Here is a 15977-nt window from a genome sequence, read left to right as displayed (position 1 = left end):
GCTATGAAAAATATTCAATTACGTTTTTTAATTCTTTTATTTTCTTATTTAATGTTTTCTTTTGCAGGACTATATGCTCAACAAGCACCACGTAAGGGAACGCTCTCTGGTAGAGTAACTTATACCGATGGAACACCTGCGGATATGGTTACTATTTTTATTAAAAGTATTAATAAGCATACCTATACCAATGAGCAAGGAATTTTTAAAATAGAGGATTTATCCATAGGAAAAAATTATGAAATTGAAGTAAAAACTTTTGGTAATGAAAGTGTTAAAACCAAAGTCCACTTTACAAAAAAACATCAGCAAATTACTATAAGATTAAAAAATAACGAGGGTATTTCACTTAGCGAAGTAGCAGTTTCAGGAAGTAGCAAGGGCAAACGAGCCAAAGAGCAAGGTTATGCAATGAACGTTATTGATACTAAAGAAGCATTGTTGCAAAATATTCAAACTACAGAGCTTTTGGGGCGTTCGGCGGGGATTAAAATCCGTCAGTCGGCAGGAATGGGTTCGGATATTTCCTTCAATTTGAATGGGTTATCAGGAAATTCAGTTCGTATTTTCATTGATGGCATTCCGATTCGTAATTACGGACGTTCGTTTTCACTTAGCAGTATTCCTCCCTCAATGATTGAACGTATTGAGGTTTATAAAGGGGTTTTGCCATCTGAACTCTCCGAAGATGCTTTGGGCGGAGGAATTAATGTCGTCTTGAAAAAAGAAATGAATAATTCACTTACCACATCGTATTCGTACGGGTCGTTCAATACGCATCAATGGGACTTAAATGCTACCTATCGTGATAAAAAGTCAGGATTTACAGCAAATTTGTCTTCCTTTTATAATTATACCGATAACAATTACAAAGTATGGGGTGATAATGTGTATATTACAGATAATACCACAGGAAGTATTTCTTACATTAAAGCCAAACGTTTTCACGATAGATATTATTCATCAGGTATCAAATCGAACTTTGGTTTTACACGCAAAAAATGGGCAGACGAATTCCTGCTTGGGTTTATGTTTTCGGAAACAGACAAAGACATACAGACAGGTGCCACGATGGAAGTTGTTTATGGAAACCGAACAACGAAGTACAATAGTGGTATGGGAAGTTTGCAATACAAAAAGAATGATTTATTCCTAAAAGGGTTAGATGTAAGTGCTTTTACCACATATTCAAAAACCAATCGGCAAGTAATTGATACAATTGCTGATATGTACAATTGGACAGGACAAATAGCTAAGGCTTTTAACGGAATTGATAACGCAAAATGGTCAAAAGGAGGAGGGGAAGCTGGTAGAGCTACCCTTGCTAATAACAATGAGCAAAATATAGCAAATCGCTCTAACATTCATTATCATATTAACGAACAGCACAATGTGGGAGTAAGTTATTTCTTGAACCATTTTACACGTGAAATTGACGACTCATTAGAATCCAAAGAAGCTCGTGATGCAATGGATAAACGACGTTATAACAAACAGATAGCCTCATTTAACTATGACGGAAACTTCTTTGATAAAAAGTTGAAAGTTAGTCTTTTTTATAAGAAATATCAACAAAATGTTCGCCTAACGGAATATACCATTAAGCGCGTACCTATGGGATACGAGGTAAAAACCACAAAACACGACCGTAAGATGGAAGATGATGGTTATGGGGCAACTGTCTCCTATGCTGTAACTCCTAAAATAATGATTTCAGCTTCAGCAGAACGAGCCATTCGACTTCCTAGTATTACAGAAATATTGGGTAATACGAGTGAAAATATCGATCCCAATACATCTCTTCGTCCTGAAAATAGCCGAAATTTTAACTTAGGCTTCAACATAGGAAATTTTATTTTCGGAAAGAATGAATTAGGTGGTGAAGCAAACTTTTTTGTACGTGATATTCGCGACTTGATTCAGCGTGGTGTTCCTCGAAATACATCTGATTTTTATCAATTTGAAAATTTAGGTAAAGTGTTAAGCAAAGGTGTTGATGCAGAATTACGATATAATTGGAACAAAAAATTTTTCGTTAATGTAGTTGCTTCATATTTCGATGCACGTTTCAATTTGCAGTATGACGAGTATGGTATTGAATATTTTTATTACAAAAGCCGTTTGCGTAATGCCCCATATTTCACAGGAAATTTCAATGCTGAATATGTTTTTACCAATTTAATCCAGAAAAAAGCACGTTTGGCAATGAATTATAATTTTAATTACACACACGAATTTTTCCGTGATTGGGAAGGATTGGGTTCGGCAAATAAAATTATCATTCCAGCACAACCTTTGCACGATGTAGGGATTACATACACCTTTCCAAACCAAAAATGGACATTAGCATTTAACGCCAAAAATATTTTTGACACCCAAGTATTTGATAATTACGCACTACAAAAACCAGGGCGTTCTATCTTTGGGAAACTAACATTTTCTGTATTCTAAAAAAGTGAATCACCAAAAACTAAAATAATAATGAAAAAACAGCTTTTAAACATACTACTATTTTTAATAGGTTGCTTAACGACATACGCTCACACCGTATGGATAGAAACCGATGCTAACGGAAAATTGAACAAACCCCATCAAGTAAAAGTTTTCTTCGGAGAGCCTGATAGTCCTACCTTTACTGAAAAATGGTTTTCAGATATTAAAGATTTGGAGCTATTGCTCGTATATCCTTCAGGGAAAAAAGAAATTTTGAGCAAAACTCAAAAAGAAAGTCATTATTTAGCATCGTTCATTCCTTCTGAAAAAGGCATCTACACGCTTTCGGTAAAGCACTTGGTAAAAGATGTATTTAAGGAAATGAAAATTACCTATCAGTCGGTGGCGTTTGTAAGTGTCGGCACGAAAGAAAGCTCAGAACTTACCTTGGGAGAATTGCCCTTGCAGCTTTCTTTTGATACTTCGGCAGTAAAAACAAACGGAACAAAGATTTTTAAAATGCTCAAAGAAGGTAATGTTGCTGGGAAAGAGCGTGTTAGTATCACTTCCGAAAATGGTTGGGCAATGGCATATCGTACCGATAGCAACGGAAGAATTAAATTCAATCCGCTTTGGAAAGGAAATTATCTGCTTGAGTTTTCGTGGTCAAACAAAGAAGAGGGCGACCACAACGGAAAATCGTACAAAGTGAATTATCAAACCATCAATTATTTGATTAAGGTACGATAAAGAAAGGAAATCTATAAAAATATAAACTATTAAAACAGGAAAATATGGCTTTAGACAATGTAATCTCAGTAGAATTTTCTTCCGAAGAGTTGAAGAAAATTAACGATGCACTCACAGCTATTGAGCAAGTGATGAAAGACAAGAGCGTAAACCTTACACCCGATGAGCGTCAGCAGTATGGGCGTATTGCTGACCGCAACAAGCTGTTAGTGGATAAGTGCAAAGCATATATGGAACTTAATCCGCAAACCTTGCCACCTACGTTGGATAAAGCAGAGTTTGATAAAGATTATCAGGCACGTACTCAGATTGACCCAATTATGAAGCGTATTGCTGTTTTACAAACCATATTTTCGGATATGAAAACATTGCTTGATTTTGATAATTTCAATGCTTCGGTATCCTACTATCGTTATGTGAAATATCTGTCGATGCAAAATGCTCCTGGAATGACGGCTATCTATAGTGACCTGAAAACACACTATCAATCTCGTCAGGCAACCAATGCAGCACCTAAAAATGCTCCTGAAGCTCCTACTGATACTCCATAATGAACAATAGGATTTAGGTAACTACCCAAAGGTACTTTGAAAAGGCTTTTAGGTGATGCCTTACCACCCATAGGTAATTAAAAATGAAGTGTGAGGATACATCGGTAAGCACTTGCAGATGATAAACGATGACCCACAAATCCTTGTCTAATGGGTAATACGATTTTTAAAAGAGGCTGTAAATGATTGGGCAATATTGTATAATTTCAAAAAATAGATTTATGATGAAAAAGGTATATACCTCCAAGAATCAAAAATATAAAAGAAATTATTTAATGCTTATGGATATTAATTATGAAAAGAATTTTGCTAATACTAAGTGTTTTACTCGTTTCGTGTGAAGAGTTGGAATCAGTAATACCACCACGCCCAGTAGGTTATTTAACAACTGGAAATGAAGTTATTTATACCCCACAGAAAAACATTTATAAAGTGGAAGAGATGATAGAAATATCTTTATCTTTCTCCTCTACACTATTGGATGAAAATGATAAGAAAGTACATATTCAGGAAGTTGCAAAAAATATACCTGAAAAGATAATGGTTGAATTTCCGTATAGATGGAAAGAAGATTCTTCTATAGTCCATATTGTTTTGAATGGAAACAAGTTAGAATCTTTAGGAAGAATAACTTTTATATATAATAAAGACAAAGACCGTTACATTTTGTCAGATAAATTAGCACTTGTATTTCATAAAAAAGGAATCTATTTGCTTTCAGATATATTAAATTTCACCGATTTTCGACTTAGTAGACAAGGTTTTTTATCCGTAAACCGATTGGTTTCTAAACAGAAAATAGCTATAGAAGAATAAAAATAACTAAATAATCAAATAATGAAAAACAGAAATTTAACATCAAAAATGATAGCCTTAGCAGTTGTTGGGGCAGGATTGTTGGCAACAAGTTGCAAAAAGGATAGTAATGAACATCCGCAACCACCCACTAACAATGTGGAAGAGGTGTTCCACGTGGTTTATGGTGTAGGTTCAGGAGGTGTGGGTTCAACTTCAAGTGCCGTGATGCTTCCTTTCACGGATTTAAGCAAAGGAACGATTGAGTTCTCAGAAGGATTTAAGATTTCGGAATCACGTACTGACCGAGTTTATACCTCCACTGATGGTAAAGACCTTTACAGTTTGCAATATCAAGCAGGAACGATTAAGAAATTTTCTTATATCGGACAAAAACATCCCTATTATCAGGAGCATACCAATCAAATGAAAGACTTAAAAGGTATTTTAGGTTCTGAAAATGCTCGTTGGAGGAAAGTAAGTGACCAATTGGCGTTAGCTTACACAGTAGAAGTCAAGCCCATTAATAATGCAGATGGTACTTACAACAATACAAGTGTAAAGTTACATATTGCAAGTGTTACACTACCAGATTATGTAATTAAAAAAGCTCCTGTAATTACCTTTTCTGATGATGAGGATACCTCATTACCTAATTTACACGTTTGGCGAGTAGATTCTCCAGTAGTGCTTGGTAACAAAGTATATATTGGGGTAGCTAAAATGGGGTATGATGGGGCTCAAAATATTGAAGAACAAACCTATAAAACCTCAACGCTGGTATTGGATTATCCGTCATTGGAAAATCCTAAATTCATTTATTCAGGGATAGCAAACGGAGAGGCGTATGGCTATCGTACCCCTTGCTATTTCACTTATGATGGAAGTGTGTATCACAATAGCACCAATGAAACTAAAATCTTAAAAATAACTGATGGCAAGTATGATGATACTTACAACTTCGATTTGGCAAAAGCCTTAGGAATGGACAAAGTGGGGGCATCGGGTATGTTCTATGCAGGTGATGGTATTGCATACATAAACTTTTATGATGCTACCAAAGGAACAAGCTGGGGTAAAAACAATAAGTATTGGGGAGTAGCCCGTGTGGATTTGAAAGCAAAAACAGCCATAAAAATGGATTTAGGATTGGAAGATTTATGGCTTGCTCCAAATCAGAGTGCAAAATTAGGCAAAGATGGTAAGTTTTATATGACACTTGCACCTCTAAATAAAGATGGTAATATCTATATTTTCGACCCGAAGAGTACCTCACCAACAGCATTTACCAAAGGGGCAACTCTTAAAATTGCTGGAGATGCTTTTTATTTAGGAGTTTTCTAAAATATTGATTGTATATTAAAAAAGACCACTCTTTTCGGTGGTCTTTTTGCTTTTTCAAAAAAAAGTTATAGTTTTACGGAATAATTCTCAAGAAAGATTAAGTTCCCCTTATGAAAAGGAAAATCACCATAAAGGATATTGCAAAAGAGTTGGATGTGAGTGTATCGACTGTTTCTAAGGCGATTAACAATAGCAGTGAAATTAGTGAAGAAACCAAACAACGTGTTAGGGCATTGGTGGAGTTGCACGATTACAGACCCAATAGTATTGCATTAAGTCTGAAAAGTAAAAAATCCAAAACAATTGCCATTGTTATTCCCGAAATTGCACACGATTTTTTTTCGATGGTGGTAAAAGGTATTGAAAGCGTAACAAATGAGAAGGGATACAAAATTGTAGCTTGTTTTTCAAACGAATTGCTCGAACAAGAAGTAAAAAATATTGAAACTTTGGTACAGACAGGTGTAGATGGATTTATTGTGGCTCTCTCCAAAGAAACACAACAGAAGAAAGACTACCGACATTTGCGTGAAGTTCTCAATCAGGAAATTTCGTTGGTTTTGATTGACCGTGTGGCTCAGGATATTTATTGTGACAAAGTAATTGTAGATGACGCAATGGCATCGTATAAGGCTGTTAATCACTTGATAAATAGCGGATATCATCGTATAGGAATATTAACCGTTCCCGATTACATTAGCGTCGGGAATTTGCGTACACAAGGATATAAAAATGCACTACAAGATGCAAACATACAAGTTGATGAGAACCTCATTTTAGCCATTGAGGATATTCATTCCGATGAAGTAATTTCTAATTTTTTTGATGCACATCAGTTTGATGCTCTGTTGTGTAGCAATGAATTTTTAGCCGTAAAAGCTTTACGACAAGCTCACGATAGAAAAATTAAAATACCTGAAGAGCTGGGAATTGTTACCTTTGCAGATGGATTTTTAGCAAAAAATTCATATCCCAAACTTACAGCAATTGACCAACACGGAATAGAGATTGGCAAAAAAGCTGCAGAGCTTCTCATAGAAAGAACTGAGAGTAAGGATAAGGAGCGTAATTATCGGACAGAAATTATAAAAACCTCATTAGTAGTCAGAGAATCAACAAAATAATAAGCGTATAAATATTCTGAGTATACTTTCAGAATCATTTATTTTTTGGAGTTTATAGCAAATGAAGAAATATCTAATAGCAGGATTAGGAAATATTGGGTTAGAATACAGAAATACACGTCATAATATTGGTTTTAAAGTAGTTGACCATTTGGCAGAAAAACACAATGTTACATTTACTACACAAAAGTTGGGCGACGTAGCTGAGTTAAAACATAAAGGACGTACATTCATATTATTAAAACCTTCTACATATATGAACCTCAGCGGGAAGGCGGTTCGTTATTGGTTGGAAAAAGAAAAAATTCCTGTTGAAAATTTGTTGGTTGTCACTGACGATTTGAATTTAGCTTTTGGAACAATTCGTATCAAATCTAAAGGAAGTGATGGCGGACATAATGGGCTTAAAGACATTCAGTTACAGCTTGGAACTACAACATACGCGCGTTTTCGTTTTGGAATAAGTAATGATTTTGCCAAAGGGAAACAGGTTGATTATGTATTAGGGCAATGGACTGAAGATGAGGAAAAACTACTTACTGAACGTTTGGAAAAAAGTGCTGAAGCAGTACTTTCCTTTGGCTTGGCAGGAATTAACATCACGATGAATAGTTTTAATAACAAGTAATCTATACCATGGCTTTACATCATATTTATCTTATAATTCATCTTCTTGCGGCAACTATTTGGGTAGGAGGGCATTTGATACTTGTTATTGGATTTTTACCCAAAGCTTTGAAAAACAATGATTTCAGCTATATCCAAAAATTTGAAAAAACATACGAACCTATTGGTATGCCTTCTCTTTTGTTATTGGTTATTACAGGAATTTTAATGGCTTACAATTTCGGTTCGGGGATTGGAACTTGGTTTTCATTTTCGTCTTCCATAGAAACAGTCGTATCACTAAAAATCACCTGTTTGCTAATATCAATCTGCTTTGCCATAAGTGCTCAAACTCGTGTATTACCACAATTGCGTAAAGGTAATATCAAAAAATTACCTGAAATGGCATTTCATATCATCTCCGTAACTACTTTGGGAATGATAATGGTTATTTTAGGAAGTTTTGTCCGCTATGGAGGAATTAATCTGTAAGTTATAACTTGATAACTTTCAGGTTTTTAATTTTTCCTTGAAAGCTTTTTTGGTTTGAACTTCCGATGTATTGCAATGGAAAAACAAGCGTTTGCTGAATGTAAATTTTATTTTTCCCATTGTTAGTGCTATGTGTTTTGCCCTCTAATCGTTCGGATTGTTTGCCATTGACGTAAAGTGATGTTCCTTTGTAATCGCCTGAAATTCCGAGTTCATACCATTTTTCAAAATCGAATTTTTCTGCAAAATAGTAAGTATATCCGTCGCGACTGAAACCTATTTGGAACTGATTGTCTTCTTTTTTTATAATAACTTTGCTGTCTCTTCCTTCAAAAAGAATTGCATCATCAATTGTTTCTGGGTTCAAAAATAGATTAAAATCTACACGATAATCGTATCCAATTTCTAAAATAGGTGTCTTGATAAAACTTTCTTCTGATTTGAAAACTAAAGAGTTATCTTTCTTGCTTATGCCGATTTTATTTCGTTGTAGTTCGTTATATCCGTTTTCGGACAAATCTTTTTCTTTCTTGCTGTTGAGGGCATAATGCATCACCAAATTAGTTTTGGAAGTCACTTTTCCGCTTAAATTAACCTGTGGAGCTTCTCCCATTCGGTCGGAAAGTTTTTTGAAAGTATCGAAATTGGCTGAAGTGTTTCGTTTCCACATTTTCTCTGACAATACTTTTACCGCAGGAAGGGTGCGAATATGCACATCTTGCTGACTGATGCCATTACCGCAGTGGTCATTCCATACGGCAAACATTCCGCCAAGAAGCCCTTTTGTTCCTTCTGGAAGCGTTTCTTTCCGATTAACTTTTTCGGGAGTCCATTCTTCATAAAGCCATTTTTCATCAAGAAAATCACGATAATATCCCGCTGCAGGTACAATATAAAGCCACGTATCGCAGGTGGAAATGAGTTTGTAGCCCTCTTTGAGCGAAAGTTCGGGGTCAACCCAGTCGTACGACCAAGCATTTACTACTACGTTTTCCGAATGTACGGGTGTTTCACCTTTAAGCCAACGCAATCCGCCCCACATACGCACGTTTTTGCCTAATTTTTGAATGTATTTGAGGTATCTGTCGGTAAATTCACGATATTTTTCCGATTCGCCTTTGTCGTATTCGTCCGTCCCGATATGAACATCTGCACCCACAAAAACAGGATTTTCTCCACTCAAATATTCAGCATAAAGAGCATCGACAAACTTGTAGGTTTCAGGATGATACAAATCCAAATGGTCTTTTCCGTATTTGTCACTTCCTATTTCAGGTTTGTAATGCGTAAAAGCCAGTGAATGAGCAGGTACGTCGATTTCAGGAATTACATTAACGCCGTAAAGCATTCCCATTTTTTGCAAATCGCGAAATTCATCTTTGGTATAATGTCCGTCTTTGGCAGCAAGTCCTGGGAAAACATCACTTTGCAGACGAAAAGCCGAATAAGTTTTGTCCCAATCATCATTATAAAAAACCTTGAAGCCATTGTCATTCAGGTGAATTTGGAATTCGTTGATTTTGTAGTACGACAGAATTTTGATGTAATCTCTCAGATAATCAATAGTGAAAAATTTACGCCCAACATCGAGCATAAATCCGCGATGAGAATACATCGGAAAATCATTAATTATCCCTTTTGGAATGCGATTTCCGCCATTTTCGAGCATCTGCAAAAGTGTTCGAGTTGCCCAGAAGATACCTTTTGTGCTTGAAGCAGTTATAATAATATTTTCATCGATATTGATGCGGTAACCTTCTTCAGGGATTGCTGTTTCGCTACTCAACGTAAAGAAAACGGATTGGGATTTTGCTTGGGCAAGTGTTACTGCTGCTTTAAAATTGTAGAGGCTTTGTAAGTCGTTGGAAAATACAGAAATATAACTTTCTAATTGTGGGAAATTTTTATCTACTACAAGTGGTGTATTTTCAGAAAAAGTAAAATACCCTGTTTTTCCTTCCCATTGCTGAATTGAAGGGATTACTTGCGGAGCCGAATTGGTTTGAGCCTTTAAACTTATGGCTACTAACAAGCTAAAAATCAATAATATTTTTTGTAGTTTCATAAGACATTTTTCGGTTTCGGTTGATGAGCCACAAAGTTAATAAATTGTTACTACAGAAGCAAGAATCAATTAGATTTGTTGTTCAAGTGTTTTCTTTTAGGAATCAAGAAATTAAATATTTCAGTATGTAACAAAAACACTTTACTTTTGCTGAAACCTCAATTTCATAGATTATAAAAATGGAAAAATTTATCGATTATATACAAGCCTTAGTTGCGAACTGCCTCGATGCTTGGTATGAGTAAATACTCGATGAGTAGGGTGAGAAATAAATGGCGAAGTGATAAGTGAATGAATTTTTTCGTAGTTTTGCAAGAAGAAACTATAAGACACTAAAATCATTGAATGATCTAAAAATGAATATTCCCGCTAAACAGAGTACAAAAAATAAATTTGGGCAGTACTTCACACCAGAAGTGGTAGCTAATTTTATGATTGATTTAGCGAATATTCCTAAAGAATCAAAAATTTTAGAACCTTCTTGTGGAGAAGGTGTTTTTCTAAACTTACTAAAAGAAAAAGGATATCATAATCTATCAGCATTTGAAATAGATAAAGAACTGTCAAAAGATTTTGATTTTGTAAGATATGAAAGTTTTATTTCTGCAAAAATAGATGAAAAATTTGATTTAATAATTGGTAATCCTCCTTACATTCGTTGGAAAAACCTTGAAGAAGAATTAAAACAAGAGCTTCTAAAAAATGAAACTTGGAATAAGTATTTTAATTCACTTTGTGATTATCTTTATATTTTTATTCTTAAATCCATAGAGTTATTGAATGAAAAAGGGCAACTAATTTTTATTTGTCCCGAATATTGGATGAATACGACTCATTCAGTTTCATTACGAAATTATATGGTTCAAAATGGGTATTTTGAGGAAATTTATCATTTTAATGAAACTCCAATTTTTGACAAAGCCACTGTGTCTACTGTAATATTTAAGTATGTAAAAAGCTGTATTAAAAAAGAAAAAATACAAGTATCTAAATATCATTCCAACAAGAAGTTAAGTAGCGAGATATTAGAAAATTTAAAAAATAAAAAAAAATTCGAAGATGTATATTACTTTGATGTTCATCAATTCAAATTTAATGAAAGATGGATTTTACAACCCGAAAAACTCAAAAGAAAATTAGAACTTTTAGAAAATAATTGTTTAAAAAAGAATCAAAGTACACTTCTGAGTTTGTTTGATGAGAATAAGCAAGAGTTTCACACCATTGGAGATTTTTGTGATATTGGCAATGGTCTGGTTAGTGGTTTAGACAAAGCCTTTCAGGTTAGTGGTTGTCCTTTAACGAAAGAAGAAACCCAAGCTACAATCAATGTAGTAAAAGCTAAAAACATAAATCCTTATGTTGCAAATGATATTACAATATATATATACATAGAGGAGGAATTAGAGGAATCAGAATTTATAAAAAAATACCCTAACTTCTATCTTCACTTTCAAAAATATAAATCCCAATTAGAAAAAAGATACCAATACAATAGAAAAATAAATTATTGGGAATGGGTGTTTTTACGAAACTTCAACCTATTTAAAAAACAAGAAGAACGAATTTTTGTTCCTTGCAAAGAACGTATTTCCAATAAGAATTATTTTCGATTTGCTTTGGTGGACAAAGATATTTTTCCCACACAAGATGTAACAGCTATTTTTAGGAAACCAAATATAAATGAGAGTATTGAATATATTTTGGCATACTTAAATACTCCAATTGTTTTCGATTGGTTGAAATCTAACGGAATAATTAAAGGTAATATTGTAGAGTTTTCTGAAAAACCAATATCAAGTATTCCGTTTAAGGCAATTGATTGGTCAAATGAAAAAGAGGTTGAAATACATAATTTTATTTCGGAAAATGTTAGAAACTACCTAAAAAAACCAAATGAGTTGTTACTTAATTTAATCAATGAATCATTTAATAATCTATTGTTTGTAAAATAATGAATGTTAGTTATTTAGAATTGATAAAAAATATTAAGGGAACATATGTTCCTAAACCTCTTTCAGGTACATTGTCAGGACATTCAGCAGGAGAGCCTTTCGATAAACACGTTTACAACGAAATAAAGAAACAATTGCCTAATAACACTTTTAGGCAATATGAATATTTGAATGACTTATACAGTAAAAATGCAGAAACTATTGGGGTTGAGGCAAGAATGGCATTATTTAATTCACCGAGTATTTTATTTTTATTGAGTAGAGGGAAAGAAGCAACAAAAAGGTGGTCGTTGGAAAATCCTTTTGATGAAAAGCAAGATGACACAGCTGATATACTTGTAGTAAAAGACGATTTTTATGAAATAATTGATATAAAGACAAGAAATCTATCAAAAACTGCTCAACCTCCTAATATTATTTCAGCTTTCAAATTGGCACAGCTTTGTGCTATAATGATTGATAATAAAGAATTTGATAAATTATCTATTAATTATTTTGAGGTAGATTGGCTTTTAGAAGGAGACAAATTGGTATGCAAGGATGCCCATTTTATCAATTTATTTAAGTCTGTTCCAGAAAATTTATACATTAACTGGGCGGCTGCTATGCAAATTCAGTTTTATATATGTAATTTAGACCAAAGTTTTGAAGGAACACTTGAAGAATGGACTAAAAAATATCTTAAACATTTTGTAAATCAAGTTTATAAACGTTCAAAGTATATGATTGAGAAATATGCGAAGCCATTTGAAAAGTATACAGTGTAAATTTAACCAAAAAACTGATCTTTAACTAATTAATTGCCATTCCGCAACTTTTTTGTTTCCAAGACCTTTTACTTTTGCTCCATAATTTTAAAATGAATTTATGGAAAATAAAAGCACCTATTATCAGGGGTATGATTTTTCGCTTTTGGTAGTTTTTGAGTGGATAAAACACGGAGCTTTGGAGCATATCAACGCAAAAAATTGGCTTGAAAAATCAGATTTTGAGAGGTGTACAAATATTTTTGAAAAACAATTTTCGGATAATTACAAACAGGTGAAACCTTTTATAAACAACGATTTAGACAAACGAAATAAATCCCCTCAATACAAAGAATTTCCCCGATTAAAACAAGGCTTTTACTTCTTCTAATAACTGTATTTGTTGTTGCAGGGAGGCGGTTGGGGGGAGTTTTCGTTTGGCGGCGATGCCCTCGTCTAGAACTCTGATGGTGGCTTTGTTGGCTTCTGAACCTTTGTCGGAATACGGAGCCGCTGCTCTGAAAGATTTGGCGATGATTTCTACCAAAGCCTTATCGTCTAAACTCATTGCCCATAGGTAGCCCTTGCGGAAAATTTCAGCTTGTTTCGGGTTGTCCTTTTCTATGAACGGATAATAAATGATGTACGGAAGCACTTTCGGTAAATATTTCTCCATTTTGTTGTCCACGATTACGGAAAATACCCAAACCAATTGGTCTGAAGTGAAATTTTCGGGAGCGGATTTTAGTAGGAAGTTTTTAGCTCGTGTAGGGTCTATTTTGCCGATGCCGTTGAGTGCTGCATTTTGTATGGCTGCCGAATGTACGCCCAAAGCGTTTTCGAAAACGGGTAAATATTTTCGGTTTTGGGTCGCTGCCAAAGTCCACATTGCTGCCGATTTTACCAAATTTTTAGGGTCGGTTTTGGCAATTTTTTCTATCTCTGCAAATTCTTTTTTGCTCAATTTCTGACCTGCCAAAGCATTCAAGGCTTTAATTCGAACTTGATAGAAAGGGTCTTTTATCACCTTCATTAGCAATGGATTATCTTGATTTTCTTCCGCAAATTCTACTGCTTGCCATCTGCTTTTGAAATCTTTGGCGTGTTGGTACTGAAAGGCGTATTCAGCAGGGGTTTTGTACGATGCTTCCACCCAAATAAGAACACCTCTCGGATTGACATTCACCAAATTAGGATTTTTCTTCGTCGAGAAATAAAATTCGTTTTCCTTTTGAGCTTTTACCCAAACTTGGTGTCGGTGGTAATTCCCGTTTTCATAGATATCCACTTCCAAAGGAAACTCAAAAAAGATGTCTTCTTCCTGATTTTGAATGATTTTCAAATGAACTTTTTGCGTTTTTGCATCGTAATTTTTTTCGACAGCCACGAAAGGATGCCCGTGAGAGAAAAACCACTGATTGAAAAACCAATTGAGGTCTTTTCCACTAACTTTTTCAAAGGAAAGTCTTAGCTGATGGGCTTCTCCTGTGCCGAATTCATAAGTTTTTAGGAAGTCTGTAATCCCTTGAAAAAAAGCCTCATCGCCCAAATAATCGCGAAGCATATGCAGAACCGCACCGCCTTTGTTGTACGAAACCAAATCAAACATATCTTCCTTGTCGTTGTAGCCAAAACGCACCAAATTTTTCAGAAAATCTGTTGAGCGGTGGCGGTATTGTCCCACTTTATTGTTGAGGTGATAGTCGGCGGCATCTTTTCCGTATTTGTATTCGTACCAAAGATATTCGGAATAATTGGCAAAAGATTCATTGATGGTGAGGTTTGCCCAACTTTCGGTGGTTACCAAATCGCCAAACCAATGATGCCCCATTTCGTGAGCGATAATGGCTTCCCAATAGTTTTCGTCTGCCAAAACTTCGCTCGGCTGATGAGCAGACTCGGCGTGACTTACCGCTGTGGTATTTTCCATTGCTCCTGCCACAAAATCGCGAACTACCATTTGTGCGTATTTTTGCCAAGGGAAATCATATCCGAATTTTTTAGAGTAAAACTCCATCATTTCCGCCGTGTGACCAAAGATTTTTTTTGCCACCGATTCGTATTCTTTTTCCACATAATAATCCACGGGAATAGTGCCTCGCCACGGGGTGTCTTTTACTACGGCGAAATCGCCCACGCCCATAAAGAAGAGGTACGGAGCGTGAGGTTTATCCATCACCCAATGGTCTGTGCGTAGGTCATTGGCTTCTTTTACGGAAGATTTTAAAATCCCGTTGGATAGGGTCACGAATTTATCGGGAACGGTCATATAAATTTCCTGTGTGGTTTTTTGGTTGGGCTTGTCGATGGTAGGAAACCAGCACGATGAAGATTCGGTTTCGCCCTGCGTCCAAATTTGGGTAGGCACATCAGGAATTTCTCCTTTCGGATTGATGAAATACAAGCCTTTTGCATCACTTCTTGCCCCCTCTTTTTCAATGACTTTTTCAGGCTGTGCCGTATAGCGAATGTACACGGTGTAGTTTTCGTTTTTCTGATAGATTTTATCCAATTTTATTTTCAGAAAATCGTTTTCATAGGCATATTTCAGCGGTTGGTCATTGAGTTTTACCTCGTGGATGAGCATCGACTTGGCATCTAAAATCAGGCTATCGGTGGCATAAAAATAAGGCGAAGCCGTGAGCCATTCCTCACCATTTAGGGTTTGATTCTCAAAGTTAAAGCCTACTTTGAGTTTGGTATGTTGGAGTTTGGTTTTCATTTCGGGAGTCGCTCGGTGAAGGGTTCTCCCCGAAGTATCGGTTTGGGCGTAGAGGCAAGTTCCACCCCATAAAGCAATGGCAAGAAGTATGTATTTCATATTATCCTTTTTTGGTGCAAAAATACAAGGTTTTTTGAAGTGAGATACGATTTTTGGATTTAAAATTACTGAGATAAAAGTCTTCAACTTCGCTGAGACTGACACGAAATTTTTCTTGTTGAGCAGGGAAGAAGTGTTTGTACCTATTATAATTATACTAAATCCTAAAAATATTTGATTTTGTGTGAATTGTTTAAAAAAGAAAAACGCTCCTTGGTAAGGGCGTTTTTTGGTGTATCTTTTGGTTATGGCTCTATCCTGTCTCTATCGTTTCTCTATCTCTTTTGTAGTTTGA

13 protein-coding genes are annotated in these 15977 nt (G+C 35.2%); 11 read left to right on the top strand and 2 right to left on the bottom strand.

Features of this window, described 5'->3' with window-relative positions; translation table 11 throughout:
* Window positions 1–3: 3 nt before the first annotated feature.
* From YW9_RS0109050 to YW9_RS0109015, 8 genes are all read left to right on the top strand, one after another.
* A complete protein-coding gene (locus tag YW9_RS0109050; RefSeq protein WP_155848761.1) occupies window positions 4–2451 on the top strand; it encodes a TonB-dependent receptor in 2448 nt (815 codons plus the stop codon).
* Between the two features lie 30 nt (window positions 2452–2481).
* On the top strand, window positions 2482–3183 hold the full coding sequence (locus YW9_RS0109045; protein WP_018279848.1) for a DUF4198 domain-containing protein: 702 nt from the start codon (window positions 2482–2484) through the stop codon (window positions 3181–3183).
* A 44-nt stretch (window positions 3184–3227) separates the two neighbouring features.
* On the top strand, window positions 3228–3734 hold the full coding sequence (locus YW9_RS0109040) for a hypothetical protein (RefSeq protein WP_018279847.1): 507 nt from the start codon (window positions 3228–3230) through the stop codon (window positions 3732–3734).
* Window positions 3735–4079: 345 nt separating this feature from the next.
* The gene (locus YW9_RS0109035) at window positions 4080–4550 is read left to right on the top strand and encodes a hypothetical protein (protein WP_018279846.1); all 471 of its coding nucleotides are present in this window, start codon (window positions 4080–4082) and stop codon (window positions 4548–4550) included.
* A 21-nt stretch (window positions 4551–4571) separates the two neighbouring features.
* The gene (locus tag YW9_RS0109030) at window positions 4572–5873 is read left to right on the top strand and encodes a hypothetical protein (RefSeq protein WP_018279845.1); all 1302 of its coding nucleotides are present in this window, start codon (window positions 4572–4574) and stop codon (window positions 5871–5873) included.
* A 110-nt stretch (window positions 5874–5983) separates the two neighbouring features.
* Window positions 5984–6997, top strand: coding sequence for a LacI family DNA-binding transcriptional regulator (locus YW9_RS0109025; RefSeq protein WP_018279844.1), 1014 nt, complete (start codon window positions 5984–5986; stop codon window positions 6995–6997).
* 61 nt (window positions 6998–7058) lie between these two features.
* On the top strand, window positions 7059–7625 hold the full coding sequence (gene pth, locus YW9_RS0109020) for an aminoacyl-tRNA hydrolase (protein ID WP_018279843.1): 567 nt from the start codon (window positions 7059–7061) through the stop codon (window positions 7623–7625).
* 8 nt (window positions 7626–7633) lie between these two features.
* Entirely contained in the window at window positions 7634–8095 is a 462-nt protein-coding gene (locus tag YW9_RS0109015) for a hypothetical protein (RefSeq protein WP_018279842.1), read from the top strand.
* Between the two features lies 1 nt (window position 8096).
* On the opposite strand, the gene YW9_RS0109010 is transcribed toward YW9_RS0109015, so the two are convergent.
* On the bottom strand, window positions 8097–10160 hold the full coding sequence (locus YW9_RS0109010) for a family 20 glycosylhydrolase (protein WP_018279841.1): 2064 nt from the start codon (window positions 10158–10160) through the stop codon (window positions 8097–8099).
* A 356-nt stretch (window positions 10161–10516) separates the two neighbouring features.
* Between YW9_RS0109010 and YW9_RS0109005 the strand changes: the two genes are divergently transcribed.
* From YW9_RS0109005 to YW9_RS0108995, 3 genes are all read left to right on the top strand, one after another.
* On the top strand, window positions 10517–12115 hold the full coding sequence (locus YW9_RS0109005) for an Eco57I restriction-modification methylase domain-containing protein (RefSeq protein ID WP_026193931.1): 1599 nt from the start codon (window positions 10517–10519) through the stop codon (window positions 12113–12115).
* The gene (locus YW9_RS0109000) at window positions 12115–12882 is read left to right on the top strand and encodes a HincII family type II restriction endonuclease (RefSeq protein ID WP_018279839.1); all 768 of its coding nucleotides are present in this window, start codon (window positions 12115–12117) and stop codon (window positions 12880–12882) included. The genes YW9_RS0109005 and YW9_RS0109000 overlap by 1 nt, the downstream gene beginning before the upstream one ends.
* Window positions 12883–12982: 100 nt before the next feature.
* Window positions 12983–13252 (top strand): hypothetical protein, encoded by a 270-nt coding sequence (locus tag YW9_RS0108995; protein ID WP_018279838.1) that lies wholly within the window; start codon window positions 12983–12985, stop codon window positions 13250–13252.
* On the opposite strand, the gene YW9_RS0108990 is transcribed toward YW9_RS0108995, so the two are convergent.
* Entirely contained in the window at window positions 13226–15682 is a 2457-nt protein-coding gene (locus tag YW9_RS0108990) for a M1 family metallopeptidase (RefSeq protein ID WP_018279837.1), read from the bottom strand. The genes YW9_RS0108995 and YW9_RS0108990 overlap by 27 nt on opposite strands.
* Window positions 15683–15977: the final 295 nt, after the last annotated feature.

The organism is Capnocytophaga cynodegmi DSM 19736 (genome assembly GCF_000379185.1).
Lineage (GTDB): Bacteria > Bacteroidota > Bacteroidia > Flavobacteriales > Flavobacteriaceae > Capnocytophaga > Capnocytophaga cynodegmi.
The sequence above is the reverse complement of the archived record's forward strand: the minus strand, read 5'-3'. Positions and strand labels throughout refer to the sequence as shown.

Coding starts and splice junctions, on each gene's coding strand:
- YW9_RS0109050 (WP_155848761.1), top strand. CDS start 4: ATGAAAAATATTCAATTACGTTTTTTAATTCTTTTATTTTCTTATTTA.
- YW9_RS0109045 (WP_018279848.1), top strand. CDS start 2,482: ATGAAAAAACAGCTTTTAAACATACTACTATTTTTAATAGGTTGCTTA.
- YW9_RS0109040 (WP_018279847.1), top strand. CDS start 3,228: ATGGCTTTAGACAATGTAATCTCAGTAGAATTTTCTTCCGAAGAGTTG.
- YW9_RS0109030 (WP_018279845.1), top strand. CDS start 4,572: ATGAAAAACAGAAATTTAACATCAAAAATGATAGCCTTAGCAGTTGTT.
- YW9_RS0109025 (WP_018279844.1), top strand. CDS start 5,984: ATGAAAAGGAAAATCACCATAAAGGATATTGCAAAAGAGTTGGATGTG.
- pth (WP_018279843.1), top strand. CDS start 7,059: ATGAAGAAATATCTAATAGCAGGATTAGGAAATATTGGGTTAGAATAC.
- YW9_RS0109015 (WP_018279842.1), top strand. CDS start 7,634: ATGGCTTTACATCATATTTATCTTATAATTCATCTTCTTGCGGCAACT.
- YW9_RS0109010 (WP_018279841.1), bottom strand. CDS start 10,160: ATGAAACTACAAAAAATATTATTGATTTTTAGCTTGTTAGTAGCCATA.
- YW9_RS0109005 (WP_026193931.1), top strand. CDS start 10,517: ATGAATATTCCCGCTAAACAGAGTACAAAAAATAAATTTGGGCAGTAC.
- YW9_RS0109000 (WP_018279839.1), top strand. CDS start 12,115: ATGAATGTTAGTTATTTAGAATTGATAAAAAATATTAAGGGAACATAT.
- YW9_RS0108995 (WP_018279838.1), top strand. CDS start 12,983: ATGGAAAATAAAAGCACCTATTATCAGGGGTATGATTTTTCGCTTTTG.
- YW9_RS0108990 (WP_018279837.1), bottom strand. CDS start 15,682: ATGAAATACATACTTCTTGCCATTGCTTTATGGGGTGGAACTTGCCTC.